Below are 14868 nucleotides of genomic sequence, written 5' to 3' on the forward strand. Positions count from 1 at the left end.
TTAACCAAGGAAAAACAATGACGTATTCTGTTGTTGCTTCAGATTTAGATGGTACTTTACTGTCTCCTGACCACACTTTACCCCTTTATACAAAAGAAACGTTAAAATTATTAGCAGAAAAAAATATTCATTTCATTTTTGCTACGGGTCGCCACTATATTGATGTTGATCAGATCCGTAATGGGTTAGGGATTAATGCTTATATGATTACATCTAATGGCGCTAGGGTACATAACACCAATGGAGAGCTGATTTTAACGCATAATCTTGATCCTGATATTGTTCATGAGCTCTGTTTAATGGAGTTTGATCATCCAAATATTGGCTTTGTTGAATAAATCGAACTTTTAGGTGATTGGCGGAGCTGATCGCTAAATTCGTTTCAACATCAGGTCCCCATGGCAAAGCAAAAGTTTAAAATTACCAACTGGCCCGCGTACAACAAGGCACTCAGACAACGCGGTTCCCTGACGGTCTGGCTTGATGAGTCGGCCATCGCTGGATGGACTGACAGTTCTTCGCCTGAAGGTCGTGGCCGGCCGCTTTACTACAGCGATATGGCTGTTACCACTGTCCTGATGATGAAGCGTGTGTTTAACCTGTCGCTCCGGGCATTACAGGGCTTCGTTGATTCGATTTTTAAACTCATGTCTTTGCCGCTGTGCTGTCCGGACTACTCGCTGGTCAGCAGACGAGCAAAGAGCGTCAACATCAGCATAAAAACGCCAACGCGTGGTGAAATCTCGCATCTGGTCATCGACAGTACCGGTCTGAAGGTCTTTGGCGAAGGTGAATGGAAAGTCAGGCAGCATGGGGCTGACAGACGAAGAGTGTGGCGCAAGCTTCATCTGGCAGCAGACAGTGTGACTCATGAGATTATCTGTGCCGACTTATCGCTCAGCGGAACGACAGATGCGCAGGCACTGCCGGGCCTGATTAACCAAACCCACCGGAAAATCAGGGAAGTGTTAGCAGACGGTGCTTATGACGCCTGTTACTGCCAAGACGCGTTGCTAAGAAAGAAAATCAGGCCCCTTATCCCGCCGCGAAGCGGAGCGAAATACTGGCCGGACAAGTACCATGAACGTAACCATGCGGTGGCGAATCAGCGTCTGAGCAGGAGTAATGATATGTGGAAAAAGAAAGTGGGTTATCACCGGCGTTCAGTGGCAGAAACAGCGATGTTCCGCATAAAAACTTTGCTGGGTGGCCATCTGAGGCTGCGTGACTATGAGGCTCAGGTAGGTGAAGCAATGGCGATGGTCAAAGCGCTGAACCGTATGACGTTGTTGGGTATGCCACACAGCGTCAGGATCGGATAACAGCTGTAGCAGAGGGAGCCATCCTGTCGGCTAATTCTGATTTATTCAACAAAGCCTATTTTCTTATGACTAAATTTTATCTTAATGTGCTGGATATTGCGCCAAAACCCGATAGTTTAAAAACGGATAATATTTTACAGTTAGCACTAAGAACACGAATTAAACTGTTTTATCGACCACAAAATATTAGCCAAACGTCACAGAGTGTCATTGAGCATATAAAAATAAGTAAGGCTGGAGGATCAGTTGTTATTGATAACCCAACCGGCCATTTTTTTACTCTGGCTGCATTTTATAACCCGACAAATAAAAATAATATTTTATCTAAAACTGTTATGCTCTCACCTTTCTCACAACAAACCGTGGAAAATAAAAGTCATACTATTTTAGGTAATGAGATTTTGTTGGAATATATTAATGATGAGGGTAAATTTGTTAATCAAGTGAAAAAAATCAAATAATATTAAACGGCTGGTATTTCGTTATTTAAGCTAACTACTGCTAAATGCGATTATCGAATGTCAGCATATTTTCTATGTTGGTTTTGATTAATATAATTTGTCTGTTTAATAGCTAGCGTTAGATTGTTGTTGCCAGAGATGGGCAGCAACGAGCGCTTTCCAGGGAGAATATTGTGCTAACCATTTTTCTGTCTCTTTTGCACTTATTCTCTCACTGCAATTTAATAAATACTGAAGATTACGTTGGACGGCGACATCACCATGTAGAGAACCGTTCAAATCATTGAAGCCGCGCAGCAAGGAATAACTGATTGTCCATGGACCAATTCCTTTTATTTCACTCAAATTTTGCGTCCATGTTGCCAGATTATTTTCATCTACTGGAAGATTTAATAGGTGATGGTTATTTTTTAACATATTGCATAATGCAATAAGGGTTTTTGCTTTACCGATAGAGAATCCACATATTCTTAGTTTCTGTTCATCATCAGCATGGATCGCATAAAAAGAAGGAAAACACCAAATTCCTGACGAGTGTTGTTTACCAAAAGCATGAATAAATCGACGGCGAATAGCAATTGCAGCAGCGATGCTAATTTGTTGCCCTATAATTGCCCAAGTAATTGCTTCAAATGCTGTTGCTACTTGATAAACCCTTAAACCTTGTTGACGAGAAATTAAATTACCAATAACTGGATGGTTATGGTATTTATCTTCAAAAAGCTCAACGGGTTGATATAAACCTAGCATATTTTTTGCTAGTTTTTCGAGCTGCTGCTCAGTGATAATGGCAGCTGGATTATCCGTTTGCAGAGAAACCAAAATGCTATTTTTATTTAATATAAACGTTAACTCAGTCGGCTGGCCACAGCATGTAATTCCTTTTCTTAATTGGTTATTGGTAATAATTTCTGCCACATTTTGCTTATCTCGTGAGTGATAGGCAAGAAAGTCTTGGTAATGATAATTGTTTGGTAAATGAATAATGGTTTTTTTGTCTAGCATTTTGTTATGGTTATTTAATTTTAAACTTAGTGAACAGTTGGCGTTTAATTTGATAAAAAATAGTAACATAAAAGCTAGTACATTAAAGGCAAGAATTTCCGTATCTAATTCTGTCATCAGCGAGCTGAAAACTAAAAATTGACCTTTAAAACCCAAATTTCGCGGGGCGATACTAAGGAAAGTAGCATTGGGATGGAATTGGCCTATCGGTTCGGTGTATTGCTGGCTGAACAGCGTGATCCCGATAATGTTGATTTAATGCGTAGTTTGGCGGGTAACCGTTACGATTTTGTCGATCGTAATTACAATATTGTTATGCAATATCGCAAGCAAGAACTGTTATCCATTTCTTTGCCAGAAAGTACTGATGGCGAAGCAGCGCAGACCATGCCGGTCACGGTTAATAAAGCCAAATCTGGCTTAAAACAAGTTAGCTGGCAAGCGCCAGAATTAGTTGCTAAAGGAGGTAACATTCAAATTGTGTCACCGACTTCAATTAACTTAACCTTGCCAGCTTATATTTTCCAAAAACAGGCAAAAATCGCTCAATCTTACCGCGTCTCAGCAGTGGCTGTTGATAATGAAGGTAATCAATCTAATACCGCAGTTATGATGATCAATGTCTCGCCATCACAAGATACCATTCGAGCAATGACATTAACGCCAAATAATACCCAGGTAGCCAATAATAGTGATACTTATGTTGCCACTGCATTATTACAGAATAAAAAACATCAAGCACTCCCCGGTAGAGCCATTACTTTTACCATTGATGGATTCAAATCTAGTGGGGTAACACTGTTTGATATGGATGGCAATCAAGGTAATAGTTTGACGGTGATAACTGATAGCAAAGGTAAGGCTAATGTTCATATTAAGAGTAAGGTGGTTGGCACCGGAACATTAACGGCGGCGATGAAAAATGGCAATAGAAATACTATTCCTGTTAGTTTTGCGCCTGATATCGCCACCGCCAAAGTTGAAAGTGTTACATTAATTGGTAATGAAACGAATAAAGCGGCTGATGGTATAAGTCTGTTTACTTTCGAGGCATTAGTGACCGTTCAATTCAATAATCCGGTACCCAATGTTAATGTTAATTGGGCATATGATAGAGGTAATACCGCTATCTTATCGGCAGAGCAGAGCCAAACTAATGAGAATGGACGAGCGATGATTACTATGACCAGTAGGGTTGTGGTGGATAATGTTACGGTTAGTGCTCATTATAATAATCCCGCTAACAAAATAGCGGCGAATAAAGCGGTAAACTTTATTTACATTTTGGATACCGCTAAGGTCGGTAGCGTTACCTTAGAAGATAGTGAAACACAAAAAATAGCTGATAATAATAGCTTCTTTACCTTTACCGCCCAATTGATTGATGGTAACGATAATCCGATTAAGCAAAAAGGTTTAGATGTTAATTGGTCACATAATAAAGATAATGAAGTTAAATTAGCGGCAAAAAGTCAAACCGATGAAAACGGGCGAGCTTCTGTTGTGTTGTATAGTACGACAGCAGCAATAAAAGGCGTAGTTGTTAGTGCAAGATTTGGTTCAACCAAAAGAGTCGATGCTGATCGGGAAGTGGCCTTTATTGCTGATTAAAATTCAATCAGAGTAAAGAGTGTGACACTCAATGATCAAAGCGATAGTAAATTAGCTAATGGTCATAACAAATTCACATTTACTGCTTTGGTATTATACGGCAATGATAATCCAGCTAGACAACGGACGGTGAAATGGGCGCATAATAAGAATGACGAAGTAACACTGTCGGCAACAACCAGTGAAACAGATGAAAATGGTCGCACGACGATTATGTTACACAGCACCAACACTGCGGTGAATAATATTATTGTCAATGCAAGCTATGGCACTTCTGCACCAATAAATGCGCAACCAGTTGAGTTTTATGCTGATACCAATACCGCTCAAGTGGGTAGTGTCACATTAGTCGATAGTGAAGTTAACAAAGTCGCTGATGGCAACAATTACTTTACCTTTGATGCTCAATTAGTCGACAAATATGGTCATCCGCTTAAAAAAGCGGGTCTGAATATCGAATGGTCACACAATAAAGAGCAACAAATCACTTTATCCGCTGCATCAACCACGACCAATGATAGTGGAATTGCCTCGGTTACTTTGAAAAGTAGTAAGATTGCGGTAGATGATATCATAGTTTATGCCAAATATAGGGTACCTCCATTAAAACCAGCTGATAAGAAAGTGAATTTTGTTGGTGATATTAAAACCGCTAAAGTGGGCAAGATCATATTAAATGATGCTGACAATAATAAGATCGCTGATGGTAAGAATGGCTTTGAGTTTAGCACTCAACTAGTTGACCATAATGGTAACCCGGTTAAGCAAGCAGGATTAGTCATTAAATGGCGAAAAGAAAAGGGTACTATCGTTAGCTTGCCTGCAAGCAGTGAAACAGATAGTGATGGGCGTGCGACTATTACGCTTAAAAGTAGCAAAAAAGCAGTGAATGATGTGGTGATCTATGCGCAATATGCAACAAGTGGTGAAGAAAAATCCGAAGCGGTGAATTTTATTGCTAATATTAACACCGCTAAAATAAAAGCAGTCATATTAGATGACAAGGTAATTGATAAAGAGGCAGATGGCCTCAATGATTTTACCTTTAAGGCACAACTGGTTGATGAATTTGATAATCCTATTAAGGTGGCGGATCTGGATATCAGCTGGTTGCTGGATGATGATAAAGCTGAAGATGCTCATTTATCGGCAGCATCAAGTCAAACAGATAAAAACGGCTTTGCCAGTATAAAACTCAAAAGCACTACTAAAGCAGTGGATAATGTGGTCGTCAGCGCCCAATATGGTACTGCGGCTAAAATAAATGCAAACACAACCTTTAACTTTATAGCCGATATTGCTACGGCTAGAGTTGGTAGTGTGACATTAGTCGATGATATCGTTCGTAAGGTTGCCGATGGTAAAAACCATTTTACCTTTAAAGCGCAGCTGGTTGATCAACATGAAAACCCGGTTAAAGTGCCAAATTTAGATGTTAACTGGCAGCATGACATGAATGGTAATTATGTTATCTTACCGGCTAGCAGTAAAACTAATAGTTATGGGCAAGCAACGATAGAACTAAAAAGTACCAAGACAGCAGTAAATAATATTACAGTCAGTGCACGGTATGATTCCAGTGAGAAAAAAGATGCCGATAAGCTAGTTAATTTTATCCAGGTTTCTTTTAAACAGCTTACAATTAATGGCACATATTTTGACCTGAATGCAGGAATTCCGACTATTGGCTTCCAGGGTGCGACATTTGACATCATTACTAATGGTGCACCTGTTAATGAATTCAATTGGCAGAGTAGTGAAAGTTGGGTTTCCGTTAAAAATGGAAAAATAACTTTTAGTGGCGATGCTAGCAATAATTCAAAAACAGTCATTATCACGGCAACCCATAGTTCTGGTGGTGAGCCAGTTCAATATGAATTTACACTTAAAAAATGGCATTTATATAGCCAACAAGAGATGAATTGGAATGATGCTAAAGACTGGTGTGCTAATAATGGATTGACACTGACCAACTGTTGCACAACTCAGTGCTGGTACAGTTTGTACGAGGTATTGATTCACTTTGGAGTGAATGGGGTGACGTACGTTTATATAATTGGAATTATCATATGTACTGGACATCTGAAACATCAGGTAACAATGTTAAAGCGGCTGGTATGGTCAGTGGTTATATAAATAACAGTGGTGAAGGTAAGAACAATCGATTCTTTTTTACCTGTGTTCTCCATCTTTGATGAACGTTAATTAAACGCTGATCCCATTTAGCGAATATTAAGTTACTGCTAATAGAGGTTTATGTGCTGAGTGTATTGGTACATAAAGCTCTTAATTATTAGAACCATCATGGTGTTGGCCAGACAAGATAAATTTAAGCGAGTGGGTTTTTGATAAGTCGATTGAAAGGGACTTTAATTCGTCATCATCTATGACTGACCCGATCCTGCTGATGACTAGCTAGAACCGGGTTTGAATTACGGCAAGTAAAAATTAGCTGGCTTTTTTCGCTGCCGCAGCGGCGTTGACAATAGTAGCAAAAGCATCGGCTTTCAGCGATGCGCCGCCAACTAATGCGCCATCAATATCGGGTTGACTGAAAAGCTCGGCAGCATTGCTGGCATTCACTGAGCCGCCATACTGAATAATCACTTGTTCGGCAATGGCCGGATCTTGTTTGGCAATATGGTCACGAATAAATTTATGTACCGCTTGCGCCTGGGCGGGAGTGGCTGATTTACCGGTGCCAATTGCCCAAATCGGTTCATAAGCGATAACACTATTTTCAAATGCGCTGGCACCTAAGCTATTTAATACCGCCTCGATTTGACGGGCGCAGACTTGTTCAGTTTTGCCGGCGCTATTTTCTTCTTCAGATTCACCAATACAAAGTACTGGTGTTAGTCCTTGCGATTTTAACACGGCAAATTTGCGAGCGATAAATTCATCGCTTTCTTGATGATAAGTTCTACGTTCAGAGTGACCGATAATAATATATTTTGCGCCAATATCTTTTAGCATTTCCGCTGAGGTATCACCGGTAAAAGCGCCAGACAGATTGACATCAACATCTTGTGCGCCAAGTGCTATCTTGCTACCGGTTAAAGCTTGTTTTGCTTGCGCCAGGTAAAGCGCTGGTGGGGCAATTGAGACATCACAGCCTGTGACATTATTTAATTCGTTACGCAAATTTCCAATCAGTTCTTCAACCATTTTTGTACTGCCATTGAGTTTCCAGTTCCCCATGACTAATGGATGCCGCATGTTTTCCTCCAACTAAAAATATTTATTAATAAATGAGATAAAGACAATTGATCATTATTCAGTTTATGCAAAAGGATAGTATAAAGATGCTATGACTAAATCACTTTGTTTTTCGTCATTCATGTGTGATGTTATCATCATTTAGTGAAAGCTTAACCGGTTCAATAGCGAAAGTAATCATGTTATCTTTACTTTTTACTAAAATATAACGGATAGCGCCTACTATCGTTTCATCACTCTGCACTTGGTTATGTTGTTCTAACATACTATCTAATACCGCGGTTAATTGATGTGTGTTATTAATTGAAGTGGGTTTTTCGAAGTGATTAATAATTGCCATAATATAACGTTCGAATAATTGTCGATTAATTTTATAGCTGTTTGCCTCTTTTGGTGGCAGTAATGTTAGCTGTAAACTTTTAATTTTTTCACTTCCTCGTTCAAGTACAGCGGAGGAGTAAATTTTGCTGTTAATTCGACTGGCTGCACGCATATAAGGTAAGCTAATATCCTTGCTTTTGATCACTTTAAATTCATGTATTGGATAGCTGGGATTATCCTGATTATATTTTTGCCGAAATACGGGAATAGTTTCATTGAATAAGGCTGCATCGGGCGATAAATAAGCAACCGAAACCTCTGTTTCAGGCATAATTGGTAATTCTTTTGCCAGCATCGGCAACAGTGGCAATAATGCAATAAATAGTAATACTAACTCAAATTTGCGATTGTAAATTTTCATCATCGTTACTCGTCAGTATGAATTTTTTCATAAAGGATCCATTAGGATAAGATAAATGACATTACAACAATGGGCACTCTCATTTAAAGGACTAATTGGTCGAAAACCATTTTGGCTTGGTATGGTTATTTTGTTTTTATTAATGGTCATGATATTTAGTTTGCAAACTTTTTTGTTATTTTCTCCTTATATTTTACTGTTATTAGTCATTTTGTTGCTCTACCCATTGGCGACAATTTTTACTAAACGTCTACATGATCGTGGTAAATCTGGTGGCTGGTTGTTGTTATTATTAAATCTGGTGGCTGGTTGTTGTTATTATTGTTGGCTTTTGTGCTATTTTCTATTGACGTTAGTTTATTCACACCTTTTTGGCAGTGGGGGATTGGACGATTTCTACCTTTATTTATTGTTACCATATTATTTTTAGATTGTGGTAGTTTTAAAGGTCAGGATAAAGCAAATCGTTATGGTAAAAAAACTGAACAAGTTGACTATCTCAGCTGATTAATTTTTATTTACCTCGGCTTACCAATATTGTTCACTGGTAATGTGCCCCGCTTTACGGCGTAAGTGTTTATCCATCCCTCTTTGTATTTTTAGTAGTTGTTGGGTATTTTTAACCATTTGTGGATTACCGCAAAGCATAACATGGCTCGTTGTGGGATCAATTTTTGCCTTTACTGCTTGTTCTAGCTGTCCGCTTTCAATTAGTGCTGGAATACGGCCGGTGAGTGAGCCAGTTTTGTTTTCGCGACTGACAATAGTTTGGATCTTCAATTTTCCATGATATTTTTTCTCAAGAGCTTTCATTAATGGTAAGTAACTCAGATCTTCCGCGTAACGTACCGCATGTACCAGGATAATTTGTTTAAATCGGGCTAAATTTTCGCCAAATTGCAAAATGGATAAAAAAGGCCCAATAGCGTTACCTGTTGATAGCATCCAAAGCGTTTCACAATCAGGTAGTTCTTCTAACACAAAAAAACCTGCTGCCTCTTCAGTGACATAGATAGGATCACCGGGTTTCAATGCTGCAAGGTGTGGGCTGAGTTTTCCTTCCGGTACGGTGACTAGATAGAATTCTAATTGATTATCATTGGGTGCGTTAACATAAGAATAGGCGCGTTGGATACGCTGGCCATTGATTTCTAGCGCAAGTTTAGCATATTGCCCCGCAATAAACGGTTTAATTGGCGCTTCGAGGATCAAACTAAATAAGGCATCTGTCCATTTATGGTTTTTAATAATTTTTCCTGTTACCCAATTCGCCATACTACTGGCCTCCCCATGTGTCAAATAAAGCGTTAATGTTTGGTCATATTATGTCAAATCTAGGCAAAACCATTATCGATAATGTGTTTTAACTATTCAGTTAAATTATGACTCTTTCATTATTATATAAAATTGTACAGTTATGTTTACAAAATCAGTCAATTAGATTCGGTTAGTGGAAAAAATAATTTAATCGGTTAACTCGAATTTTTTTTATAATTTGTTAGATTAATTGATATTAACATACAGATTTGATGTGGCTGTTTTTCTTTAAGCCTAAGATATTGTAACCTTTTTTAATACATTGATTATTAGATAAAATGAGAAAATTAGAACACTTCAATTTGCTATTAATGCTCATTGTTTTAATTGCTGTCGGGCAGATGACGCAGACAATTTATGTCCCCGTTATTGCAGAAATTGCTGCCTATTTCGCTGAACCTGATGTTGCGGTGCAAAGCGTAATGGCAGCGTATCTGCTATTTTATGGGCCTATATCCGATCATGTCGGTCGTCGCCCGGTTATTTTAGTCGGTTTAATTATTTATTTGATCGCAACCATAATCGCAATTTCCGCACCTTCATTAAAGATCTTGATTATTGCCAGTGCACTGCAAGGTTTAGGTGTCGGTGTTGCCGGCGTGATGGCAAGAACTATGCCGCGTGATCTCTATATCGGAACCGTATTGCGTTATGCCAATAGCATATTGAATATGGGAATATTAGTTAGTCCGTTACTGGCACCGATGATTGGCGGTGGTATTGCCTATTTTTTCGGCTGGCATGCAACTTATATTTTCCTGTTTTTATTGGGTAGTTTTGTCTTGATCAGTATGTGGAAATGGTTGCCTGAAACTTGCCCGCCCGCATCTGAAAAAATAAATATGCTTTCTGCTTATTATTCGTTGCTATCAAATCCTACCTTTGATGCTTACCTAGTCATATTAATTGGTGGACTGGCGGGTGTTGTGGTATTTGAATCAAGTAGTGGTGTATTGTTGGGGGGAGTATTAGGTTTAAATAGTATTACCGTCAGTATTCTATTTATTTTGCCTATTCCTGCGGCATTTTTGGGTGCTTGGTATGCCGGGCGCGAAGGAAAAACTTTTTATCAGTTAATGTGGCATGCCGTTTTTTGTTGTGTTTCTGCGGCTATTATCATGTGGTTACCAGGTTGGTTTGGATTTATGAATGTGTGGTCACTGTTGATCCCTGCCGGACTTTTTTTCTTTGGGGCAGGTATGTTATTTCCATTAGCTACCACCGGAGCAATGGAGCCTTTCCCTTATTTAGCGGGTGCCGCCGGTGCACTGGTTGGCGGTTTGCAAAATGTAGGTTCAGGTGTGGCGGCTTGGTTGTCAGACCATTTACCCCAAACTGGACAATTCAGTTTGGGGATGTTGATGTTTGCTATGTCTATACTTATTTTATTATGCTGGTTACCTCTGGCATATAAAATGGATAAAAATTAACACCTATTTAATAAATATATTTAGATAATAAAATTAGCTGAATATGGGTTTTGTTACGCAATCGCTATATGATTTTTGTTGGTGAGACAAGCGCTCTTCAAGCAATCTAGAGGTGATTATTCCTTATATACTGTGAGAAAAACGCTGATCTGTCAGTAATTCAGCTAATATAAGGTTGCCCTTTTCTGCTATGTCGCTTGATTTTGATGCTTTGTTATTTCTGCTGTCAGCGACTTGTTCCCTAATTGATGGTGTGACCATTATAGGCTCTTGGTTATTGGTCATATTTGCCAGCTCTGTTTCACTATTTTCACAGTTATAAAGGATCTGTTCTTCGATATCTACAATCAAATGATTGGGATTGATTAATTGGATTGGCGTAAAACTGTCGGATGGTTTGGTTACAGTTGCTGCTGGATCCTTTGTTAACTGTAAGGGCTTAGGTAACAATGCGATGGGGTAGCTTTCTGACGAATTAATCGGCATGGCAATTAAATTTTCTTTTGCTATCGGCTGATAATTTTCTTGCCCTACTGGGCGCCAGGTTAATTCTATAGTGTCCCAATATTGATCACCAACCGCGTGGCTATTGGTGCTCCAGAACAGCCAAATAGGAGAATGTTTACCTGCTTCCAGATAGATTGTTTGATTATCACGATAGTCTAGCGTGTGAAATCGGTTTTTGTGTTGGATATAAACCCGTCCCATATCATCGGCTTTAAATTTTAACTGATAATGATTGGTTTCAGTTGGTGCCAGAAAGCCAGAAAAAATCCACAACGTGGGTTTCAATTTTTTGCCGTTTAACACGTTAGACTTAAAATCAGCATCAAATTGGCCAAATTTTTCTTTTCCCATCCAATAATTAGGAGAATCTCCTTGCCACCGTTTGGCATAAAGAGGAGCGTTATTTAACCACTGTTTTTTATTTAGTAGTGTATTAAATTGAGATTGCGTCAGACTTCTGTTGCCTAAATCTAGCTGACTGAGATCATAAATGCTTAAATTTAATCCACCATGTTGCGACCGATCGGGAACCTGATAATGGTGTTGAAAAGTTTGGCTTGATCCTGATGGGTAATTTATGGTTGCGGAAAAGATTGTTGCGCCATGGCCGATTAATTGGCCGCGATGATTAATAACTTTCGGATCAGAGGAATGCCAGTTAATCGTCCCTTGTTGAAAAGATTGAGGTAGTGCTAATGATTCTGTTGCAAGGGTTTTTGTCTGTTGATAAGGGGTAGTAAATAGGTGTGAATAGGCAATATCTTCTTGGGGAAGAGATAGCGGAAAAATTTGCTTTTTGAGTACTTTTCCGTCTAACCATTCGGCTTTTAATGCACTGGCGGGGTGATATTTTGTCAGTGTGGCTGTGCCATTTGCATAAATTAATGAGTCCCCTTCTGTAATTGACCAGCGAATTGCTTTACCTTGCCAATAGTTCACTAAACGTAGTGGGTGTGAAATGCTAAATTCGCTAAGCTGATCAAATAGTGTGTTAGCAAGCGCATCAGGATTAGTATAACGATAAACAGAACGATTACTTAATTGACCTGAGGGGGCTTCAAGGATCTCGAAACGTACCAGTTCACCTTTGTTAGCACTATGCAAACTTAGCGATTGTACTGAGGTTGCCGGTATTTGCAGCAACTCGGTCAAAAATCCTTGCTCTGGGGCGTCAGTTATTTTCAATGCATATGGGTAATGTTTCTGTAATGGGCGCCCTTTTGCAGTGAGAAAATTGTGGTAAGGCTGAGGGAGGTTACCCTGGGTTGTAAAAACCTTTAGCTGATTCTGTGGATGGGGTTCGGTATTCGGTTTCAGTGTTTGGCCGTTATGTTGAACCAGATGGCCGGTGATCCAGTAAACAGGTTTATTATGCTGGTAAGCGAGGCTTTCTTCTTCGATATTATACTGTTGATGATTATTCTTTGTCACTGTAACCCACTGCTGAAGAGTTTTATCCCATACTTGATAGAAACCGTCTACGGCAAAGCCACCATCTTCGCTATCTACACCCGTTATCTGATTGGGATACCATTGATATTGCTGTTCGACAAATTGATAATTTTTCGCAGTATTATGATCAGAAAAAAATGAAAACACCTGTCCAGGTAATAGTGAACCGTTACCACCGTGCATCGGATCGGTATTAGGATAGTAATTATTGTTATTATCAATAGAAAAGTTTGGCAAATATTGTTGAGTAACTTGATCATAACCCCAACTTGCCTGATAGCCTCATTTATAAGGATAGTTGGGATCGTTTATGCTATTAGGGCGGCCTATAGCGTGGCCGATTTCATGAATAAAAATACCAGCGCTCGCGCTACCACCACCTTGCTGTCCGCCACCTAGACCACCATAGTGATTAGGAAAAAAGGCGACATAGCTTATTTCGTTATCACCGATATTAGCTTGCCGTAAATGTTTAGCTGAATTATAGCTGGTTGCAATAGCACCTTTAAATCCGCCATTATCGGCGTGAGGATCACTGCCTGGCTCGTTTTTGTTGCCAGTATAAACAGCAGGAAATCCATCTTCAAAAGAAGAAAACTGTTCAAATGCGACACTAGGGTAAGAATAAAGAGTGAGTTTTTTAATGGGCAATTTAGCCACTATTTCATTACCCCATTGATCTATGTTGTCGTTAATAACCCCATCATTGCCGGTATGATGAGCTATTCGCATGATACGCAGAGTTAAATTTAGATCAGCTCCAACTTTAGGTCGAAATGCAAATGTTTTTTCTTGATAATGAGGTAAATCAAGCGGTTTGCCATTGGCTGTCAAAGTAATCGAAATCCCCGGTTTTATCCATTCTTCTTTGAGTGGTGCTATATAACTATCTTGATCGTTATGACTCCTTTGGCTAGCAAGATTATCCTGACTGGGTAAATCAAGTGATGTGGGTAGCTTTTTATCACCGGTTAATAGAATACGACCTAATTCATAACCATCAGCATCATGAACGATTGCGGTAAAATCTGGTGCCGGCGCGCCAGAGATGCTACTGGCATTAAGTTTAATTAATGCCCAGCGATTCTGGACAAGTTGTAAATAAGGATCTTTAGGACGAAACACATGGGTTTGAGCAATAAAAACATCATGTAACTTAAAATCAGCAGGAATAGGCTGGTGATTAGCAATAGGTTCCTGATAATCAGGTGTTTTGAGCGTGAAGGTTTTAACGGTTGGAAAAAAAGGAATGGGTGCCTGATCATGTTGCAAAATGACGGCAATAGGACGACTGATATTACCAGCCCGATCGATTGCTTGAAGATGAAATTGATCCATAACCTCGAAAACTATCATCGTAGGCTGGATGATATTCCCATTGCCCAGTTGTGCTATCTATTTGTGATGTGCCGAAATGCGGGACTGCCAGTAATTGCCATGACCATCCTTGATGTGCGATTGACTGTGGTAATTGACCACGGATAACGCCAAGTTTGGCTTGGGTAGGATAGTTATTAGGTGTGGCAATGCCTGACATTTTTATTAACTGATCATAACTGAGATGGGTTTGTAACACAAACTCAGTTATCGGGCGACCTTGATGATCATTGATTACCAGCTGTTGATAGTCGCTATCCCATTTAATCTGGATATCATCATTACCCATTAATTTATTAAGTCTATTTTCTAATATTTTTACTAACTGTTGATTATCAAATTTAGAAGGGAGTGCTAAGTTAATATCGGTATAAAAAAGAGGTGCATTTTTCATTGTTCCATTTAAGGCAAAAGAAAAATGGGTT

At 39.3% G+C, this 14868-nt stretch carries 13 protein-coding genes and 1 pseudogene; 7 read left to right on the top strand and 7 right to left on the bottom strand.

Annotated elements, in window-relative coordinates; all coding sequences use genetic code 11:
- Positions 1–17: 17 nt before the first annotated feature.
- The 3 genes and pseudogenes from E3U36_RS04415 to E3U36_RS04425 all read left to right on the top strand — a co-directional run.
- A pseudogene (locus E3U36_RS04415) lies at positions 18–323 on the top strand (HAD-IIB family hydrolase); the annotation flags it as partial.
- Between the two features lie 75 nt (positions 324–398).
- Positions 399–1322, top strand: coding sequence for an IS5 family transposase (locus E3U36_RS04420; protein ID WP_180817224.1), 924 nt, complete (start codon positions 399–401; stop codon positions 1320–1322).
- Between the two features lie 65 nt (positions 1323–1387).
- Positions 1388–1783 (top strand): fimbrial biogenesis chaperone, encoded by a 396-nt coding sequence (locus E3U36_RS04425; RefSeq protein WP_180817225.1) that lies wholly within the window; start codon positions 1388–1390, stop codon positions 1781–1783.
- 105 nt (positions 1784–1888) lie between these two features.
- Here the strand turns inward: E3U36_RS04425 and E3U36_RS04430 are convergent, their stop codons facing one another.
- Entirely contained in the window at positions 1889–2905 is a 1017-nt protein-coding gene (locus E3U36_RS04430; RefSeq protein ID WP_238337512.1) for a DNA-3-methyladenine glycosylase family protein, read from the bottom strand.
- A gap of 21 nt (positions 2906–2926) precedes the next feature.
- On the opposite strand from E3U36_RS04430, the gene E3U36_RS04435 reads away from it, so the two are divergent.
- Complete coding sequence (locus E3U36_RS04435; protein WP_238337513.1) at positions 2927–4399, top strand: Ig-like domain-containing protein; 1473 nt, start codon at positions 2927–2929, stop codon at positions 4397–4399.
- A 21-nt stretch (positions 4400–4420) separates the two neighbouring features.
- Positions 4421–6535 carry an Ig-like domain-containing protein gene (locus E3U36_RS04440; RefSeq protein WP_180817227.1) on the top strand — a complete coding sequence of 705 codons (2115 nt, stop codon included), beginning with the start codon at positions 4421–4423 and terminating at the stop codon, positions 6533–6535.
- Positions 6536–6847: 312 nt separating this feature from the next.
- Here E3U36_RS04440 and tpiA read toward each other — a convergent pair whose 3' ends face one another.
- Both tpiA and E3U36_RS04450 read right to left on the bottom strand, forming a co-directional pair.
- Entirely contained in the window at positions 6848–7618 is a 771-nt protein-coding gene (tpiA, locus tag E3U36_RS04445; protein WP_180817228.1) for a triose-phosphate isomerase, read from the bottom strand.
- 115 nt (positions 7619–7733) lie between these two features.
- Complete coding sequence (locus tag E3U36_RS04450) at positions 7734–8363, bottom strand: DUF1454 family protein (protein WP_238337514.1); 630 nt, start codon at positions 8361–8363, stop codon at positions 7734–7736.
- Positions 8364–8415: 52 nt separating this feature from the next.
- Here E3U36_RS04450 and E3U36_RS04455 point away from each other — a divergent pair, with 52 nt between their 5' ends.
- Positions 8416–8790 (top strand): DUF805 domain-containing protein, encoded by a 375-nt coding sequence (locus tag E3U36_RS04455; RefSeq protein WP_180817229.1) that lies wholly within the window; start codon positions 8416–8418, stop codon positions 8788–8790.
- 98 nt (positions 8791–8888) lie between these two features.
- Here E3U36_RS04455 and fpr read toward each other — a convergent pair whose 3' ends face one another.
- Complete coding sequence (gene fpr, locus E3U36_RS04460) at positions 8889–9635, bottom strand: ferredoxin--NADP(+) reductase (protein ID WP_180817230.1); 747 nt, start codon at positions 9633–9635, stop codon at positions 8889–8891.
- Positions 9636–9955: 320 nt separating this feature from the next.
- On the opposite strand from fpr, the gene emrD reads away from it, so the two are divergent.
- Positions 9956–11107, top strand: a complete 1152-nt coding sequence (emrD, locus tag E3U36_RS04465; RefSeq protein ID WP_180817231.1) for a multidrug efflux MFS transporter EmrD — start codon at positions 9956–9958, stop codon at positions 11105–11107.
- Positions 11108–11230: 123 nt separating this feature from the next.
- Here emrD and E3U36_RS04470 read toward each other — a convergent pair whose 3' ends face one another.
- Genes E3U36_RS04470 through E3U36_RS04480 form a run of 3 tightly spaced genes read right to left on the bottom strand, consistent with a single transcriptional unit; the run spans position 11231 to position 14837 of the window.
- Complete coding sequence (locus E3U36_RS04470) at positions 11231–13303, bottom strand: PA14 domain-containing protein (protein WP_180817232.1); 2073 nt, start codon at positions 13301–13303, stop codon at positions 11231–11233.
- A gap of 45 nt (positions 13304–13348) precedes the next feature.
- On the bottom strand, positions 13349–14404 hold the full coding sequence (locus E3U36_RS04475; protein ID WP_180817233.1) for a M66 family metalloprotease: 1056 nt from the start codon (positions 14402–14404) through the stop codon (positions 13349–13351).
- Positions 14364–14837, bottom strand: a complete 474-nt coding sequence (locus E3U36_RS04480) for a hypothetical protein (RefSeq protein ID WP_180817234.1) — start codon at positions 14835–14837, stop codon at positions 14364–14366. Before E3U36_RS04480 ends, E3U36_RS04475 begins: the two co-directional genes overlap by 41 nt.
- Positions 14838–14868: the final 31 nt, after the last annotated feature.

The sequence above is a fragment of the Arsenophonus endosymbiont of Aphis craccivora genome, assembly GCF_013460135.1.
Classification (GTDB): Bacteria; Pseudomonadota; Gammaproteobacteria; order Enterobacterales; family Enterobacteriaceae; genus Arsenophonus; species Arsenophonus nilaparvatae.

Excerpts from the sequence above, each read along its gene's own strand:
- E3U36_RS04420 (WP_180817224.1), top strand. The coding sequence starts at position 399 with ATGGCAAAGCAAAAGTTTAAAATTACCAACTGGCCCGCGTACAACAAG.
- E3U36_RS04425 (WP_180817225.1), top strand. The coding sequence starts at position 1,388 with ATGACTAAATTTTATCTTAATGTGCTGGATATTGCGCCAAAACCCGAT.
- E3U36_RS04430 (WP_238337512.1), bottom strand. The coding sequence starts at position 2,905 with ATGACAGAATTAGATACGGAAATTCTTGCCTTTAATGTACTAGCTTTT.
- tpiA (WP_180817228.1), bottom strand. The coding sequence starts at position 7,618 with ATGCGGCATCCATTAGTCATGGGGAACTGGAAACTCAATGGCAGTACA.
- E3U36_RS04450 (WP_238337514.1), bottom strand. The coding sequence starts at position 8,363 with ATGATGAAAATTTACAATCGCAAATTTGAGTTAGTATTACTATTTATT.
- E3U36_RS04455 (WP_180817229.1), top strand. The coding sequence starts at position 8,416 with ATGACATTACAACAATGGGCACTCTCATTTAAAGGACTAATTGGTCGA.
- fpr (WP_180817230.1), bottom strand. The coding sequence starts at position 9,635 with ATGGCGAATTGGGTAACAGGAAAAATTATTAAAAACCATAAATGGACA.
- emrD (WP_180817231.1), top strand. The coding sequence starts at position 9,956 with ATGAGAAAATTAGAACACTTCAATTTGCTATTAATGCTCATTGTTTTA.
- E3U36_RS04475 (WP_180817233.1), bottom strand. The coding sequence starts at position 14,404 with ATGGATCAATTTCATCTTCAAGCAATCGATCGGGCTGGTAATATCAGT.
- E3U36_RS04480 (WP_180817234.1), bottom strand. The coding sequence starts at position 14,837 with ATGAAAAATGCACCTCTTTTTTATACCGATATTAACTTAGCACTCCCT.